The 14,196-nt window shown below is 31.1% G+C and carries 17 protein-coding genes and 2 other annotated features; all 17 genes read right to left on the reverse strand.

Annotated elements, in window-relative coordinates:
* Window positions 1-418 precede the first annotated feature (418 nt).
* The 17 genes from P8V03_RS17535 to dnaX all read right to left on the reverse strand — a co-directional run bounded on the left by P8V03_RS17535 (window position 419) and on the right by dnaX (window position 14,191).
* Entirely contained in the window at window positions 419-1,354 is a 936-nt protein-coding gene (locus P8V03_RS17535) for a GNAT family N-acetyltransferase (protein ID WP_261673512.1), read from the reverse strand.
* Window positions 1,355-1,392: 38 nt separating this feature from the next.
* On the reverse strand, window positions 1,393-2,574 hold the full coding sequence (locus P8V03_RS17540) for an MFS transporter (protein ID WP_428978987.1): 1,182 nt from the start codon (window positions 2,572-2,574) through the stop codon (window positions 1,393-1,395).
* Window positions 2,575-2,733: 159 nt separating this feature from the next.
* Window positions 2,734-3,981 (reverse strand): DUF1015 domain-containing protein, encoded by a 1,248-nt coding sequence (locus P8V03_RS17545; protein ID WP_261673511.1) that lies wholly within the window; start codon window positions 3,979-3,981, stop codon window positions 2,734-2,736.
* 15 nt (window positions 3,982-3,996) lie between these two features.
* Window positions 3,997-4,929 (reverse strand): D-2-hydroxyacid dehydrogenase, encoded by a 933-nt coding sequence (locus tag P8V03_RS17550; protein WP_318799169.1) that lies wholly within the window; start codon window positions 4,927-4,929, stop codon window positions 3,997-3,999.
* Window positions 4,930-4,977: 48 nt separating this feature from the next.
* Entirely contained in the window at window positions 4,978-6,048 is a 1,071-nt protein-coding gene (locus P8V03_RS17555; RefSeq protein WP_261673509.1) for a pyridoxal-phosphate-dependent aminotransferase family protein, read from the reverse strand.
* 108 nt (window positions 6,049-6,156) lie between these two features.
* Window positions 6,157-6,357: a binding site (T-box leader), on the reverse strand.
* 33 nt (window positions 6,358-6,390) lie between these two features.
* Window positions 6,391-6,589, reverse strand: a binding site (T-box leader).
* Window positions 6,590-6,693: 104 nt separating this feature from the next.
* A complete protein-coding gene (locus P8V03_RS17560; RefSeq protein ID WP_261673508.1) occupies window positions 6,694-6,903 on the reverse strand; it encodes a hypothetical protein in 210 nt (69 codons plus the stop codon).
* A gap of 22 nt (window positions 6,904-6,925) precedes the next feature.
* Complete coding sequence (locus P8V03_RS17565; protein WP_261673507.1) at window positions 6,926-7,105, reverse strand: hypothetical protein; 180 nt, start codon at window positions 7,103-7,105, stop codon at window positions 6,926-6,928.
* Window positions 7,106-7,328: 223 nt separating this feature from the next.
* Window positions 7,329-7,484 (reverse strand): hypothetical protein, encoded by a 156-nt coding sequence (locus P8V03_RS17570; protein WP_261673506.1) that lies wholly within the window; start codon window positions 7,482-7,484, stop codon window positions 7,329-7,331.
* 22 nt (window positions 7,485-7,506) lie between these two features.
* Window positions 7,507-8,289 carry an EFR1 family ferrodoxin gene (locus P8V03_RS17575; RefSeq protein WP_261673505.1) on the reverse strand — a complete coding sequence of 261 codons (783 nt, stop codon included), beginning with the start codon at window positions 8,287-8,289 and terminating at the stop codon, window positions 7,507-7,509.
* A 105-nt stretch (window positions 8,290-8,394) separates the two neighbouring features.
* Window positions 8,395-9,081: a hydrolase gene (locus P8V03_RS17580; protein WP_261673504.1), complete on the reverse strand. Its 687-nt coding sequence runs from the start codon at window positions 9,079-9,081 to the stop codon at window positions 8,395-8,397.
* A gap of 150 nt (window positions 9,082-9,231) precedes the next feature.
* Window positions 9,232-9,756, reverse strand: a complete 525-nt coding sequence (locus tag P8V03_RS17585; RefSeq protein WP_261673503.1) for an NAD(+) diphosphatase — start codon at window positions 9,754-9,756, stop codon at window positions 9,232-9,234.
* A gap of 107 nt (window positions 9,757-9,863) precedes the next feature.
* Window positions 9,864-10,556, reverse strand: a complete 693-nt coding sequence (gene sfsA / locus P8V03_RS17590; protein ID WP_261673502.1) for a DNA/RNA nuclease SfsA — start codon at window positions 10,554-10,556, stop codon at window positions 9,864-9,866.
* A 238-nt stretch (window positions 10,557-10,794) separates the two neighbouring features.
* Complete coding sequence (locus P8V03_RS17595) at window positions 10,795-11,055, reverse strand: pro-sigmaK processing inhibitor BofA family protein (RefSeq protein WP_318799171.1); 261 nt, start codon at window positions 11,053-11,055, stop codon at window positions 10,795-10,797.
* A 113-nt stretch (window positions 11,056-11,168) separates the two neighbouring features.
* Window positions 11,169-11,441 (reverse strand): YaaL family protein, encoded by a 273-nt coding sequence (locus P8V03_RS17600; protein ID WP_261673500.1) that lies wholly within the window; start codon window positions 11,439-11,441, stop codon window positions 11,169-11,171.
* Between the two features lie 61 nt (window positions 11,442-11,502).
* Window positions 11,503-12,099, reverse strand: a complete 597-nt coding sequence (gene recR / locus P8V03_RS17605) for a recombination mediator RecR (protein WP_261673499.1) — start codon at window positions 12,097-12,099, stop codon at window positions 11,503-11,505.
* Between the two features lie 55 nt (window positions 12,100-12,154).
* Window positions 12,155-12,496 (reverse strand): YbaB/EbfC family nucleoid-associated protein, encoded by a 342-nt coding sequence (locus P8V03_RS17610; protein ID WP_318799172.1) that lies wholly within the window; start codon window positions 12,494-12,496, stop codon window positions 12,155-12,157.
* A 75-nt stretch (window positions 12,497-12,571) separates the two neighbouring features.
* Window positions 12,572-14,191, reverse strand: coding sequence for a DNA polymerase III subunit gamma/tau (gene dnaX, locus P8V03_RS17615; protein WP_318799173.1), 1,620 nt, complete (start codon window positions 14,189-14,191; stop codon window positions 12,572-12,574).
* Window positions 14,192-14,196: the final 5 nt, after the last annotated feature.

Below are 14,196 nucleotides of genomic sequence, written 5' to 3' on the forward strand. Positions count from 1 at the left end.
TCATGTTTACTTAACCTTGTCAACAACTTTTTAAAATTAATTCTTAAGTTGTTTTTGTTAAGTATTGTCGTTTCTTGCAACAACATTGACTATTCTATCATAAAATAATATATGAATATAACAAAGTTGTATTGAATTTTTTATTTATTTTATTATTACTTGAATTTACTTATGATTTCTAATGATTTCGCACATTGACACACTAGGATTAGTTTCTCCTCCATTTGTTAACTATAAAGATCACTAAACCTTTTTCACAAATAAATTAAGGGGATCTAATTCTAGATTCCCCTTCTATAATATACTAGTTTTCCATAAAACAATGTCGCTCTAATAAATTAGCTTAGAACTTACTAAATATTTAAAAATAAACTATTAGCTGTTTTATATTAATTTAGTAGTTCTAAATATTATTCAATTACCTTACTTTATAAAAAGTAATATGATCTCTCCACTTACTATTAATAAATAAATAACTTTCGTTAATTCCAAGTTCCTTAAATCCACAGGCCCTAAGAACCTTTTGCGATTTTACGTTATCAACTAACGTAGATGCCTCTAATCTATGTAATCCCATTTCATCAAAAGCATATTTTACTACTAATTTCAATGCCTCTTTCATATGCCCTTTTCCTTGTTCATCTTCATCTATAGAATATCCAATAAAAGCGCTCTTAAAAACTCCCATTACTATATTGGATATTTGTATCTTTCCAATAAGCTTTTTCCTCTTATATATACCAAAGTTAACACTATCACCATTTAGATATTGCTTATAACCTTCTATCAATATTCTCTTTTGCGCCGACAGTGTATAAAAACTATCATCTCTATCTGGCTCATAAGGCATTAAATATTCCTTGTTTTTTAAATAGTATCTTAAAACATCCTCTACATCCTCAGGCGTTAGGACAGCCAAGTCTACCTCAATTCCGCTTATCTCCAGTTCCTTGTATTTATGTTCATTTCTAAAGGTTTGGAAATCTAGCCCAAACAAAAGCTCATCCCTGTACATTTTGTTTGAAATCATACTGTTTGATAGTATTCCTTCTAGCTTAAAACCAAGGTCAGTAAAGGACATAATATTTATTTCATCATCTGTTATTACATTAACCTTGTTTATATCCATATTTCTAAATAAGGTAGTCAAAAATATGTTTAGAGCATCTTTTAATAACTCATAACTTGTTTCTGCATCCTTATAAAACTTTATTCTAAAGTTGCAGTATCTATTTTCTCTTGAAAGTTCAACTACAAATACTCGTCCTATTGTTATACCAGCGTTATCTCTTATTATATACTCATTTGTACTTCCCTTAACTAAATCTACAGTTACACCTTGTTGTTTTCCCATCTTAACCTCTCCCATTTAATTAGAGTGCATAACTTAAACTATTTTTTTAACAGCTGATTTTTTGTACTTACAAAAATCAAATATGTGAAAGCTACTGAAAATATCAAACTAATTGGTATTAACCAATACGCTGCATAAGAACTAACTTTATCATTTAAATAACCCATAAACAGATTCATCAGCATACTAGTAGCTGAAGCAAATGTTACTATTACTCCAGTAATATATGAACTACCTTCTTTAAAAACCTTACTTATAGTTAATACTATAGTAGGAAATACTATGGCAAAGAAAAAGCCAGATATGGATACTATAATCACCCCTTTTTCCCCTAATACCAAACCAAACACATAAAGAACAAATGCCATTATGGATGATATAAGTACGGAGTTAATATATCCTACTTTCTCTATAATAAAACCACCAACCAGCCTTCCAATGGCGAAAACCGTAAAAAACATAGCTATATATAATGAACTTTCATTTTTATTATAGTGGTAGCTTCTTTCCATATAATTGATAAACCAATTTCCTGTTCCTGTTTCGGCAAAAACATAAAATCCTAAAGCAAATATATAAAAGTATAATAACTTATTTTTGAATATTGACTTTTTATCAATACTTGAGGTTTCTTTTACTCTATGTGGTTCAGGTATCTTAACAAAAATAAATAATATAAATAAAACTAAAGCATATAAAGCTATTATTATATATATTTTTCTCCAAGTTACACCTCTATAAAGCATAACTCCTGCAGCTCTCTGTGCAAAAGCAGAACCTGCCCCATAACAGAAATGGGTTAAATTCATAAGTACTGCTTGAAAACTTAAAAATAAAACAGGAACTAGAGTATTTGTCGCTATACTTAATAATGATTGACCAATATTTAAAAGAAATATTGCCAGTAAAAAAACTATAAAGTTAGGGCTTACAGCTAAGATAAATAAAGGTATTATCATAAAAATATAAGATAAAATATATACCTTTTTTTGTCCTATCTTTTCACAAAGGATTCCTCCTATATACGTAAATATTATATAACCTAAAGAAGCTGATGTCAGCATAATTCCTATGCTTGTATTATTTATAGAAAAGTCATTCTTAAGAACTGGAATAAATATTCCTCTTACACTATCACATATTGCCGTTAGTATCATCATCAAAAAAATAAATATAATTGGTAAAACAGTGCTTGTTTTATCCGCCTTTGAGCTATTCATGATTCACTTCCCCTTAATATTTTTATTAAATCCCTGTAACATTATAGCATAAAATTTATCAGTATTATAAAGGAATAAGCAAAGTATAAAAGTATCTCTAAATTAAAAAGGCTTAATCTAGGTTTTATAACCTTTATTAAGCCCTTTTTTACATATATTTTATTTTAGCTGATGAACAAATAGTCCACTTCTTAATTTTGGTTCAAACCAGGTAGACTTTGGAGGCATAACCTCTCCCGCATCCGCAATATCAAGTAAATCTTCTATTGTAGTTGGATACATAGAGAAGGCTACACCATTTTTTTGTTTCTCTACTCTACATTCAAGTTCCTTAAGACCTCTAATACCACCTATAAAGTCTATTCTACTGTCCGTTCTTGGGTCATCAATACCCAAAATTGACTTTAACAAGTTGTCTTGAAGAATAGAGACATCTAATCTATGAACAGGATTGTCAGGATCATAAGTCCCCTTTTTAGCAGTAAGTTCATACCACTTTCCATCTAAATACATTCCGTAGGTATGTTTACGAGAAGGCTTATATGCGCCCTTACCTTCATATATACTTATATCAAACTTTTCCGAAACCTTAAGTATAAATTCTTCAGTAGAAAGCCCATTAAGATCCTTAACAATTCTGTTATAATCCATAATATTAAGATCTGTGTGTGGAAAAACTACAGATAAAAAGAAGTTAAATTCTTCATCTCCTGAGTAACAGGCATTTTCACTTCTTCTCTTAAGGCCAACATTCACCGCTGAGGCTGCTCTATGGTGACCATCTGCAATATACATGTTACCTATATTATTAAATATATTACATATATGCTTTATTATATGCTCATCATCTATAATCCATGCAATATGCTCTACACCATCTTCTGCTTTAAAGTTATATACTGGTTTTTTTTCAGTCCACACTCTTATTATATCATTAATTTCATTATTATACCTATATGTTAAAAAAATTGGTCCTGTATTTGCATCGCAAATATCGACATGGTTAATTCTATCTATCTCCTTTTCTTTCCTTGTATACTCGTGCTTTTTTATTACATCATTTATATAGTCATCTATTGAAGTACATCCTACTATCCCTGTTTGTGATATTCCATTCATTATTAACTTATATATATACAAATGACTTTTGTTATCCTGTATCAATACTCCTTTGTCTATCATATCATTTAAATTATCTCTAGCTTTTTCATAAACCTTTTTATCATATGGGTCTATATTTTTATCTAAATCAATCTCAGCCTTATCTATATGTAGAAAAGAATACTTGTTATTTTTAGTTAGTTCTCTTGCTTCCTCACTGCTCATAACATCATAGGGAAGCGCAGCTACATTTGCTGCTAATTCCCTCTTTGGTCTTATAGCTCTAAAAGGTCTTAAAGTTGCCATTTCAAATCCCCCTTGTTATCCATTTACAACATACTTGCTTTTATAATTAAAAAATTCTTCAACTATATCTAAAATTTCCTCTCCTATTCTTTTCTGTGCCTCCTCCGTAGAACCACCTATATGAGGTGTTATGGATACATTTTTATTATTAATAAGCTCTGGATTAGGTGAAGGTTCATTCTCAAATACATCTATTCCTGCACCAGCTATCTTTCCAGAATTCAAAGCATTTACTAACGCACTCTCATCCACTACTCCACCTCTAGCACAATTTATTATATAAGCTCCATCTTTCATCATCTTAAAGTGTTTTTCTTTTATAGTAGCTCCATCTTCTTTATTGAATGGGATGTGAATTGATACAAAGTCTGATTTCCTTAGCAAGCTATTTAAATCACAAAATTCATATTCATATCCCTTAACCTTTCCTAATTTATCTGTATATATTACATTCATACCAAGAGCTGCTGATCTTTTAGCTACCTCTCTAGCTATTCTCCCGAAACCTATAAGTCCTAAAGTTTTTCCACTTAATTCTACTCCATTATAATTCTTCTTTTCCCACTTACCATCCCTCATTGTAATGTTAGATAAATGTATATATCTTGATAGAGCAAACATATGAGCTATAGTTAACTCTGCAACAGAAGAAGCACTTGAATTAGGTGTATTTCTAACTTCAATTCCATTTTTAGTAGCATATTCTACATCAATATTATCTACCCCAACACCTCCTCGGATTATAAGCTTTAGATTTCCTTTTTTAGCTTCATCTATTAATTCCTTTCTGACCTTAGTAGCAGATCTAACTATCATCACGTCAAACTCTCTTACTTTTTCCTTAAGCTCATCTTCTCCATAATGCTTATCTACAATTTCATAACCATCATTTTTTAATCTTTCTATAGCACTCTCTTCCATTCCATCACAAATTAATATCTTTACCATTTTAAATCCTCCTTTATAAAAATACCTTTTTAATATAACTAGATTACTCTATAAATTCAGTATGTCATTTATGTTATCCAAAAGTTCTTTTATATCATCTAATGTACATTCTGCCATATGAGCTATTCTAAAAGTTTTTTCCTTTAGTGATCCATATCCATTAGAAATCTGAAACCCTCTTTTTCCTAGTTCTTTATTAAGATCTGCTACACTTATGTTTCTAGTGTTCTTGATGTTTGTTAAAGTATTAGATAAATACTTTTCTTCTGCAAATAATTCAAAATGTTTCTTTGCCCATTCTCTTACATAGTTAGCCATATCTAGGTGTCTATTATATCTATTTTCTAAACCTTCCTCTAAAATCTTATCTAACTGGTAATCCATTGCAAACATATGAGAAAGTGATGGTGTTGATGGATATTGATAGTCTTTCTTTTGAATATATTCATATAAAGAAAGTAAGTCTAAATAATATCCTCTAAAAGGAACTTTCTTTGCTCTCTCAATAGCTTTTTCAGAGAAAGAACACGCCGCTATTCCTGGTGGTAGACCTATAGCTTTTTGGCTAGAAGTTAAGCATATATCTACTCCTAATTTATCCACCTCTATTTTGGTTCCTCCCATTGAACTTACTGTATCAAGACACCATACAACTTCTGGGTACTTTTTAACTGTTTGAGAAATTTCATCTACCGGGTTCATTACTCCTGTAGATGTTTCATTATGTGTAACACATACTAAGTCATACCTACCTGTTGATAAAGCTCTATCTAATTCATTAATATTTATTGCTTTTCCCCATTCTGCCTTATATAAGTCTGCTTGAACATTATTATGCTTAGCCATGTCGTACCATCTATCACCGAAAGCACCTATTGAAAAAACTGCTGCCCTTTTAGCAGTACAAGATCTTATAGCACCTTCCATAAGACCGCTGCCAGATGTAGTTGATAGCAAAATTTCTTCTTTTGTATAGAACATCTTCCTTAGCTTATTACTAATTGATCTTTGAAGCTCTGACGCTTCCTTACTTCTATGGCCTATCATAGGAGTTGCCATCTTTTCTAATACATCTTTTTTAACCTCTACTGGGCCAGGAATAAATAACTTCTTATACATATACATACCTCCTAAATTGTTTTATTAATGCACAGTGTTAAACTTGTAAGCGTATAAAACTACGCATTAGTAAAGCTGATTTTATAAACAAAAAGAGCCAATCATCCCCTAAGGGACGATTGACTCGCGTTGCCACCCTAATTAATCACATAAAACATGTGACTCTCTCATCTTTATAACGGTTTTTTCCGTATTACTCATCGTAATAATCCTCCAAGGTGGATTCACAAAAATACTTGGCATCAGTTCGCACCAACCACTGATTCTCTTAAACCTGATTCTTGTTACTATTCTCTTCATAGGAAATATTAAATTTTGCAAATAAAAAAAGCCAATCTTCCCTAAAGGGACGATTGGCTCGCGTTACCACCCTAATTAATCATATTAAAAATATGATTCTCTCATCTTCATAACGGTTATCCGTATTACTCATCGTAATAATCCTCCAAGGTGGATTCATAAAAATATCAGATATCAGTTCACACCAACCACTGACTCTCTTAACCTTAATTTTTACTACTATTCTCTTCATAGGACAAATTATATTCAACTGATTGTTATTAATTATAAATCTATAATTCATATATGTCAATATTATTTTTTAAATTTTCATATAATACTTTCTATTCAATAAAATCTCCAAGATTATGTTTGATCTAAACTAGTTAAAACTGTATCAAAAAGATCTTTAACACATTTACCATCTTTTAAATTTTTGCAATTTACGCAACTCTTACTGCTATCTGTGCCTATATTTGATTCAACCCCTGAATGAATAGGTTCATAACCTACACAAGAATTTGCCACGTGCATCATCTGATCTCTATTTCCCTCAACTACTTCTTTTTTTGACACATTAATTCCTCCTCTTTTGCTATTAATTCATTCTTATTTTTTCCTCAATTACTGTAAATAATTCCTTAGTACATTTACCATCTATATAACTTCTACAACTTTCACAACCTTGTGAAATAAAACTCATAGCTGTAATAAAAACTTTAGGCTTATATTCTACACAATTCTCTGCCACTATCATTTTTTGTTGTACCGAAATCATAAAATCACTCCTAAATAGGATAATCTCATCGAGGCTTCAAAGTATAACATACTAGACATCATAGAGAAATTATCTAAATAGTTTCTCCTATTCTTATGTAGCTATTATTGCCCTATTTCAAAATATAATTCTAAAAAAATAAACTCCTATATAAAATACAGGAGTTTTGGATGCTACTTAAAACTTTTTTGTTAACTATATACCTTCACAGCTTAATACTATTTTAATCTAACACTGACTCTGTTTCTGAACAATATCTGGTGGTTATACATTTCCCAAGGTTTCTTGGGCATTCTCTACACATACACTGCTTTGATTCCCCATTACATCCGATATTAAATTCTGGACAACTCTTACAATTATTAATTATTAATGACATTTTTCCACCTCTTTTAGACATTTTACTTATTTAGATTCAAACTCTTAGCTCTTTCTTTTTGTATCTGATTTATCTTTTTCCCTTTATATGTAATAGCATTTATAGGGCAAATATGTATACATCTTAAACATAGTATGCAATTACTATGAAAGATTGCATGACCATTCTCAAAGGTTATGTTGCCTTTTGGACAGTTTCTTAAACACAATCCACATTTACTACATTCTTTTGTAGATGTGATATTTTTAGATAGTTTTGGCAACATACTTCTATAGGCTTTTTCAGAAACTTTACCAATAACTCGTCGGAATAAAGAGTTACACTCCTTAATATGTTTGTTTTCGATAAAATTCTTAGTTAATATTTCTACCTTCTCTACAGCCTCTTCTAACATCTTTTTCTGCATATTTTCTGTTGGTAGTCTTCCTACTCCAAAGTAATAATTATTTGGCATTGCTATATTAGATTGTATAATAACATTATATCCTTTTTGCTCTAATTTTTTTGACACTATTGAAGCTGCTGCTGCCGACTTTGCTCCCTGCGTTGAGTAAACAATAGCCCTCAATCTACTTTCCTCTTTAGGCAGCCTGCCTAAAAAGTCATCTACAATTTTCGGTGCTGCCTCCGCATGAACAGGAGAACCAATTATAAAAAAGTTATAAGGCTTTATACTTATTTCCTCTGCTGATTCAATATTTACTAAATCAATGTTTATATCATATAATTTAAAACTTTCTTTAAATCTATCCGCCACCCATTTAGTATTTCCCGTACCACTAAAATAATATAATACTCCTTTCATAGTAACCCCATCTCCTAATAATAACATTCATCTAAAATAGTATTTATATTAATTAATATAAAAATGCATAATACAAAATATGTATTATGCATGTACACATATTGATTAGTCATTATCCCTTTCCTCTTCATATTTTTCTCTATAGCTAGTCATAATTTCACTTAGTATATCTGCTGCTGGTAAAGGAGTAAATGTAATCGCGTTTGCTCCAGCTTGTATTGTAGCCTTTATACTATCCTCCGTTGGTCCCCCAGTAGCTATGATAGGGAAATTAGGATAATCTTCTCGTATTTTCCTTATAATATGTGTTGTTCGTTTAGCTCCTGATACATTTAAAATTGTGGCTCCTGCTTCAATTCTTTCTTTGATATTTTCATATTCCGATACTATCGTAACAATTATTGGTATATCTATAGTATCTCTCATCTGTCTTATAACGTCATTTGGTGTAGGACTATTTACTACAACTCCCATAGCACCCTTAAATTCGGCATCTAAGGCTAAGTTTACAACCCTTTTACCAGTTGTAATTCCGCCTCCTACTCCACAAAACACAGGAATATCAGCAGATAGCACAATTGCTTGTGTTATAAGCGGTTGTGGTGTAAATGGATACACTGCAATAACAGCATCAGCATTGGTATTTTTTATTACCGCTACATCTGTACTGAATATGAAAGATTTTAATCTCTTTCCAAATATTTTAATACCGCTGGCCTCTCTAATAGTTTCTGGTACCTGAATTACATGTCTTCTAAGAATTCCTTTTATTTCTGGTACATATTTGGCCATATCTTATCCTCCTCTTTTTGAACAACATACCAACTCTACTCTAGCTATATTACCTTATATTAACATAATGTCCTTTGTACTTTCAATGTGTTATTCAATTTTTTTACATTAAACCAATTTTAATCCATTAAGGCTCGTTGTTATAATATTTTATATCTCACATCTATAGGCTTTATCACCCTTATAACCTATTTCTTTTAATACCTTTTTCACTATATTTCTACCTATTTTATCTTCACTCATCTCACATAGTGCATCCTCAATATCGCTCCAACTTACACATTCTACTTCAGATGACTTTTTTAATTCCCCACCATTATAATATGCCATAAAGGTAAGCATTATTATTTCTTTAGAAGAAAGATATTCGCTTCCTAAATATTTTAAGTCTTTTATTCTAAGGCCTGACTCCTCTAATACTTCTCGATGAACAGTTTCCTCCACTGTTTCTCCATTCCCTACGTATCCTGACAAAAGTACTTTTGAATTTTTAAATATATAACTTTGCTTAAGAAGTAGTATTTTGTCTTCCTTTACAACTGCCACAATAATACATGGCTTTGGAACATCGAAGTACATTATATCGTCTGTAGGACAATATGGAACGCCTCCTTCATCCCAGCTATACCTCTCTTCAAGCTCCCTACCACAAATAGGACAATATTTATATCTCATAAGTACGCTACTCTTATTAGAGCAGCTTCACCCCCTATAAATTATGCTCTTATATTACTTATATTATAAATTATAAATTGACCTTTATTCAATTGAAATGTAAAAGTCTACATTCTCACCTCTACTAAATCCTTAATAGTTATAAACTTTTCTCCTACAAAGCAATCATAAGCAAGGACGTGAACCCCTTTTCTTTTAGCATATCTTAGAGCTTCCCCAAAATTTTTATCCATTTCATCATGTGGCGAAAAATACTTGGCTCCTTCCATTTGAATTAAAAATAGTACAGCGGCTTCTTTCCCTAGCTTTTTCACTTCAACAAGCTCTAATAAATGTTTTCTTCCCCTGTCTGTTGGGGCATCAGGAAACATTGTTTTACCTTCTTCCTCTAAGGTCACTCCTTTCACTTCCAAGTAACATTCGTTATCCTCATTATCTACTAACTTGAAATCAAACCTACTGTTTCCGAAGGTTTTTTCTCTCTGTATGATACTATACTTTTTTAACAACTCAATTTTTTTATTTTTCAGTGCTTCCTCCACAACCTTATTAGGTATATGTGAATCTATATTTATAAATCTGTTTCCCTTATATCCTCCTATTAAATCATACTTTGTTTTTCTAGTAGGATTATTTTCTTCTCTCAAAACTACAGTACATCCTGGTATAAGTATTTCTTTGCATCTTCCAGTATTGGGCACATGCACCATACTCTCCTCTCCATTTATATCAACATAAGCTTGAAATCTATTTGGCCTGTGTATAAATTTGGCTCTTAATATATTATTATGGATAATCATATTATCATCTCCAGTTTTTTGAAAATTATTCACATATCCACAGACTTTATCCACATTTATCTGTGCATTTTTCTAAAATTGTGGATTGTTTATCTTAAATAACCTTTTCACTTACTATTATACCTTTTTACTATAAGTTAAATAAGGAAAACTAGCCTGAGAAATAATAGTAATTTAATTTCTATATAAATAAAAGGGGTTTAGGTTAATTTCAAACCTAGACCCCTTCAGACTTTAATTATAAAAACAACTTAAAAACAACAAGAAATATTACACCTGGTACTCCTAAAAATCCTGCAATAAGAGCAGTAATTGCATTAATTCCTATGTAGAAGTTAAAATAATGTCCAATAAAGTTAACTAAAATCAGCAGTAAAACTCCAAATATCCCATTAGCTATTAATTTAAATAGTACCTTCAAAGGCCATGCAAAAACTTTAACTAATATATACAATCCTAATACGGCAATTAAAAAATATCCTATGTACTCAAACTGCACAATTATCCCCCCATATTTTCTTTATTACTAAATTTATATTCTAATTGTACAAAAGTATTAATAAAAATAAAATAGTAAAGGCTTACGCCCTTACTATTTTCATTAGATTATTATTAACCTGCACTTAACTCATGCAATATGCTCTCACCATAGACCTTTAAACCAACTTTTCTAGCTTCATTTAGCAAATACATATATTTAGCCTTAGCAGCCTCTTCCATATATATTGCATAATCCACAAGTCTAGGGTCATTAACTCCATTAAAATATTCTCTAGCCATTTTAAGATCTTCTCTTGCCTTATCTATCGCATTTAATAATTTTTTTTGTTCTACTGTATACTTGCTATTTTTTGATAGATAACTGGTTATTATACGTTTTACCATAAAAAACCTCCTATTTTATATCACCTTTATAATACTTGACATAAAATAGGATTAGTATTCATTAAATCTCAGTTCTTCCCTCTAGTGCCTTAGATAAAGTTACTTCATCAGCATACTCTAAGTCTCCACCAACTGGTATTCCATGGGCAATTCTAGTTACCTTAACTCCTAATGGTTTTAGTATTTTTGATATATACATCGCCGTAGCCTCACCTTCAATGTTAGGATTAGTAGCTACTATTACTTCTTTTACTTCTCCATTAATTCTTCTTATAAGTTCTCTTAGCTTTATATCATCTGGACCTCTACCTGCCATAGGCGATATGTTTCCATGAAGAACATGATATACTCCATTAAATTCTTTAACTTTTTCCATAGTCATTATATCTTTAGGTTGCTCTATAACACATATGGTATCTTTCTCTCTATTCGGATTTGAGCATATTGAACAGGGGTCAGAATCAGTAAAATTTCCACATACAGAACAGTATTTTATTGTTCCTTTTGCTTTAACTAGAGCATTAGCAAATTCCCTAACTTCATCATCTGGTAAATTCAATACGTGAATTGTCAATCTCTGAGCAGTCTTATATCCTATACCAGGTAATTTTGCAAACTCTTCTATAAGTTTTTCAATTGCAATTGGATAAAATTCCATAATAATCACCTCAATTTTAAAACCCCATCTTTAAAGATGGGGTAGTTAACTTTAATTAAAACATTCCAGGAACATTAAGTCCGCCTGTTAATTTTTTCATTTCTGCTGAAGTTTCTTCATCAGCTTTCTTTAAAGCCTCATTGCATGCAGTTAACACTAAATCTTGAAGCATTTCAACATCATCTGGATCAACAACTTCCGGCTTTATTTTTATGTCTACTATTTGCTTTTTACCGCTGGCAACTACTGTTACCGCTCCTCCACCAACAGTTACTTCAAATTGCTTATTTTCAAGGTCAGCTTGCATTTCTTCCATCTGTTTTTGGAATTTTTGAGCTTGCTTCATTATATTATTTATATTTCCTCCACCGAAATTAGGAAATCCTCCCTTTGCCATAATCAACGCCTCCTTACATAATTAATGTAGTTTTAATTATACCATATTTTATAAATTTAACTCAAATTTTTAATATTATTCATCTATTATTTCTACTAGCTCTTCTCCAAAGGCATCCTTTAATACCTGCTCTGTTGACTTAGATGCACTTCTAATTTCTTCATCATCTATAGAATACTGCAATTTCACTCTCTCTTTCAAAATATCTGAAAATATTTCTTCTAATATCTTTCTATTTTCTTCTTTTTCAAATCTTTGTTTGTGAAACGCATAATCCTTAGTATATAGTATAGTTATTACTCCATTTTCACACTTTACCGCATTTCCCATAGTTAAAGCAGTAAATAGAACCATTTGCCTTCTATTTTTTAAAGCCTCTAATATGTCTTTCCAACTCTTTTTAACTATATCTAAATTAAGTTTTGAGTATATGTTTTGCTCCTGCACAGATTCAACAACTCTCGCAACCTTCTCCTGAGCTCCTTCTTTGATTTCTTTCTTAGTTGTCTTAGGAATGGACGGTTTACTTGCTATGCTTACTGTTCCTTCTCGTAAAGCTTCCTCAAGCTTATTCAATCTTGCAAGCATAACTTCCTTAGATGTATCATATTCTATTTTACACATTTTTATGACAGCGAGTTCTAAATATACTCTGCTTTGTTTTGTCCATTTAGATTGCTCTTCTGCATCTTGAAGTATCCTTATATCCCTCATTATTTCTTCAACTCTTATTTTTTGAGCTTGTTCTTTTATAAGATTTATATTTTCTTCTGACATATCTAAAATTTCTTCTGGGTCTTGAGAGACTTTTACTATTAGAAGATTCCTCATATGATTTATCATATCCCTAATAAATGTGTAAATATCTTTACCACTAAATACAATATCATCTATAACCCCCATGGACATTTCAATGTTTTTTTCTATTATACTATCCGTAAGCTTAAGCAAACTTTCATTTGTTACAAGCCCTAGCATAGCAATAACATCACTATACTCTACCTTGCCACTCCCCATAGAAATTGCTTGATCTAGTATACTCAAAGCATCTCTCATAGCTCCATCGCACATTCTAGCTATAAGATTTAAACTTTTATCATCTGCAAATACCCCTTGTTCTTCAACTATCTTTCTTAGTCTGCCAAATATATGAGAACTTTTAATTCTCCTAAAATCAAACTTCTGACATCTAGAAAGTATAGTGATTGGTAGCTTTTGTGGGTCTGTTGTAGCTAATATAAATATTACATTTGATGGTGGTTCTTCTAAAGTCTTTAAAAAGGCATTTACAGCTGGTGGAGTAAGCATGTGTACCTCATCCATTATATATACCTTATATTTTCCTTCTTGTGGAGGATACTTTACATTCTCAATTATATCTCTTATGTCTTCTATATTTCTCTTAGAAGCAGCATCCATCTCAATTACATCTATTGAGATACCAGAACCTATCTTTTTACACATTTCACATTCATTACAAGGCTCTCCATCCTGGAGATTTAAACAATTTACCGCTTTGGAAAAAATTTTTGCAGTAGAAGTTTTACCTGTCCCTCTAGTTCCACACAAAAGATAAGCATGGGCTATTCTATTATTCTTTATTTGATTTTTAATTGTAACAGTTATATGATCTTGACCAACTACCTCTTCAAAGGTTTTTGGTCTCCATTCTCTATATAATGCGGTGTAAGCCATCAAAA

Source organism: Clostridium tanneri (assembly GCF_033659955.1).
Lineage (GTDB): Bacteria > Bacillota > Clostridia > Clostridiales > Clostridiaceae > Clostridium_AM > Clostridium_AM tanneri.

What these genes read in the sequence shown, in the direction of transcription:
- P8V03_RS17535 (WP_261673512.1), bottom strand. Translation starts at nt 1,354, where the DNA reads ATGGGAAAACAACAAGGTGTAACTGTAGATTTAGTTAAGGGAAGTACA.
- P8V03_RS17540 (WP_428978987.1), bottom strand. Translation starts at nt 2,574, where the DNA reads ATGAATAGCTCAAAGGCGGATAAAACAAGCACTGTTTTACCAATTATA.
- P8V03_RS17545 (WP_261673511.1), bottom strand. Translation starts at nt 3,981, where the DNA reads ATGGCAACTTTAAGACCTTTTAGAGCTATAAGACCAAAGAGGGAATTA.
- P8V03_RS17550 (WP_318799169.1), bottom strand. Translation starts at nt 4,929, where the DNA reads ATGGTAAAGATATTAATTTGTGATGGAATGGAAGAGAGTGCTATAGAA.
- P8V03_RS17555 (WP_261673509.1), bottom strand. Translation starts at nt 6,048, where the DNA reads ATGTATAAGAAGTTATTTATTCCTGGCCCAGTAGAGGTTAAAAAAGAT.
- P8V03_RS17565 (WP_261673507.1), bottom strand. Translation starts at nt 7,105, where the DNA reads ATGATTTCGGTACAACAAAAAATGATAGTGGCAGAGAATTGTGTAGAA.
- P8V03_RS17570 (WP_261673506.1), bottom strand. Translation starts at nt 7,484, where the DNA reads ATGTCATTAATAATTAATAATTGTAAGAGTTGTCCAGAATTTAATATC.
- P8V03_RS17575 (WP_261673505.1), bottom strand. Translation starts at nt 8,289, where the DNA reads ATGAAAGGAGTATTATATTATTTTAGTGGTACGGGAAATACTAAATGG.
- P8V03_RS17580 (WP_261673504.1), bottom strand. Translation starts at nt 9,081, where the DNA reads ATGGCCAAATATGTACCAGAAATAAAAGGAATTCTTAGAAGACATGTA.
- P8V03_RS17585 (WP_261673503.1), bottom strand. Translation starts at nt 9,756, where the DNA reads ATGAGATATAAATATTGTCCTATTTGTGGTAGGGAGCTTGAAGAGAGG.
- sfsA (WP_261673502.1), bottom strand. Translation starts at nt 10,556, where the DNA reads ATGATTATCCATAATAATATATTAAGAGCCAAATTTATACACAGGCCA.
- P8V03_RS17600 (WP_261673500.1), bottom strand. Translation starts at nt 11,441, where the DNA reads ATGGTAAAACGTATAATAACCAGTTATCTATCAAAAAATAGCAAGTAT.
- recR (WP_261673499.1), bottom strand. Translation starts at nt 12,099, where the DNA reads ATGGAATTTTATCCAATTGCAATTGAAAAACTTATAGAAGAGTTTGCA.
- P8V03_RS17610 (WP_318799172.1), bottom strand. Translation starts at nt 12,496, where the DNA reads ATGGCAAAGGGAGGATTTCCTAATTTCGGTGGAGGAAATATAAATAAT.
- dnaX (WP_318799173.1), bottom strand. Translation starts at nt 14,191, where the DNA reads ATGGCTTACACCGCATTATATAGAGAATGGAGACCAAAAACCTTTGAA.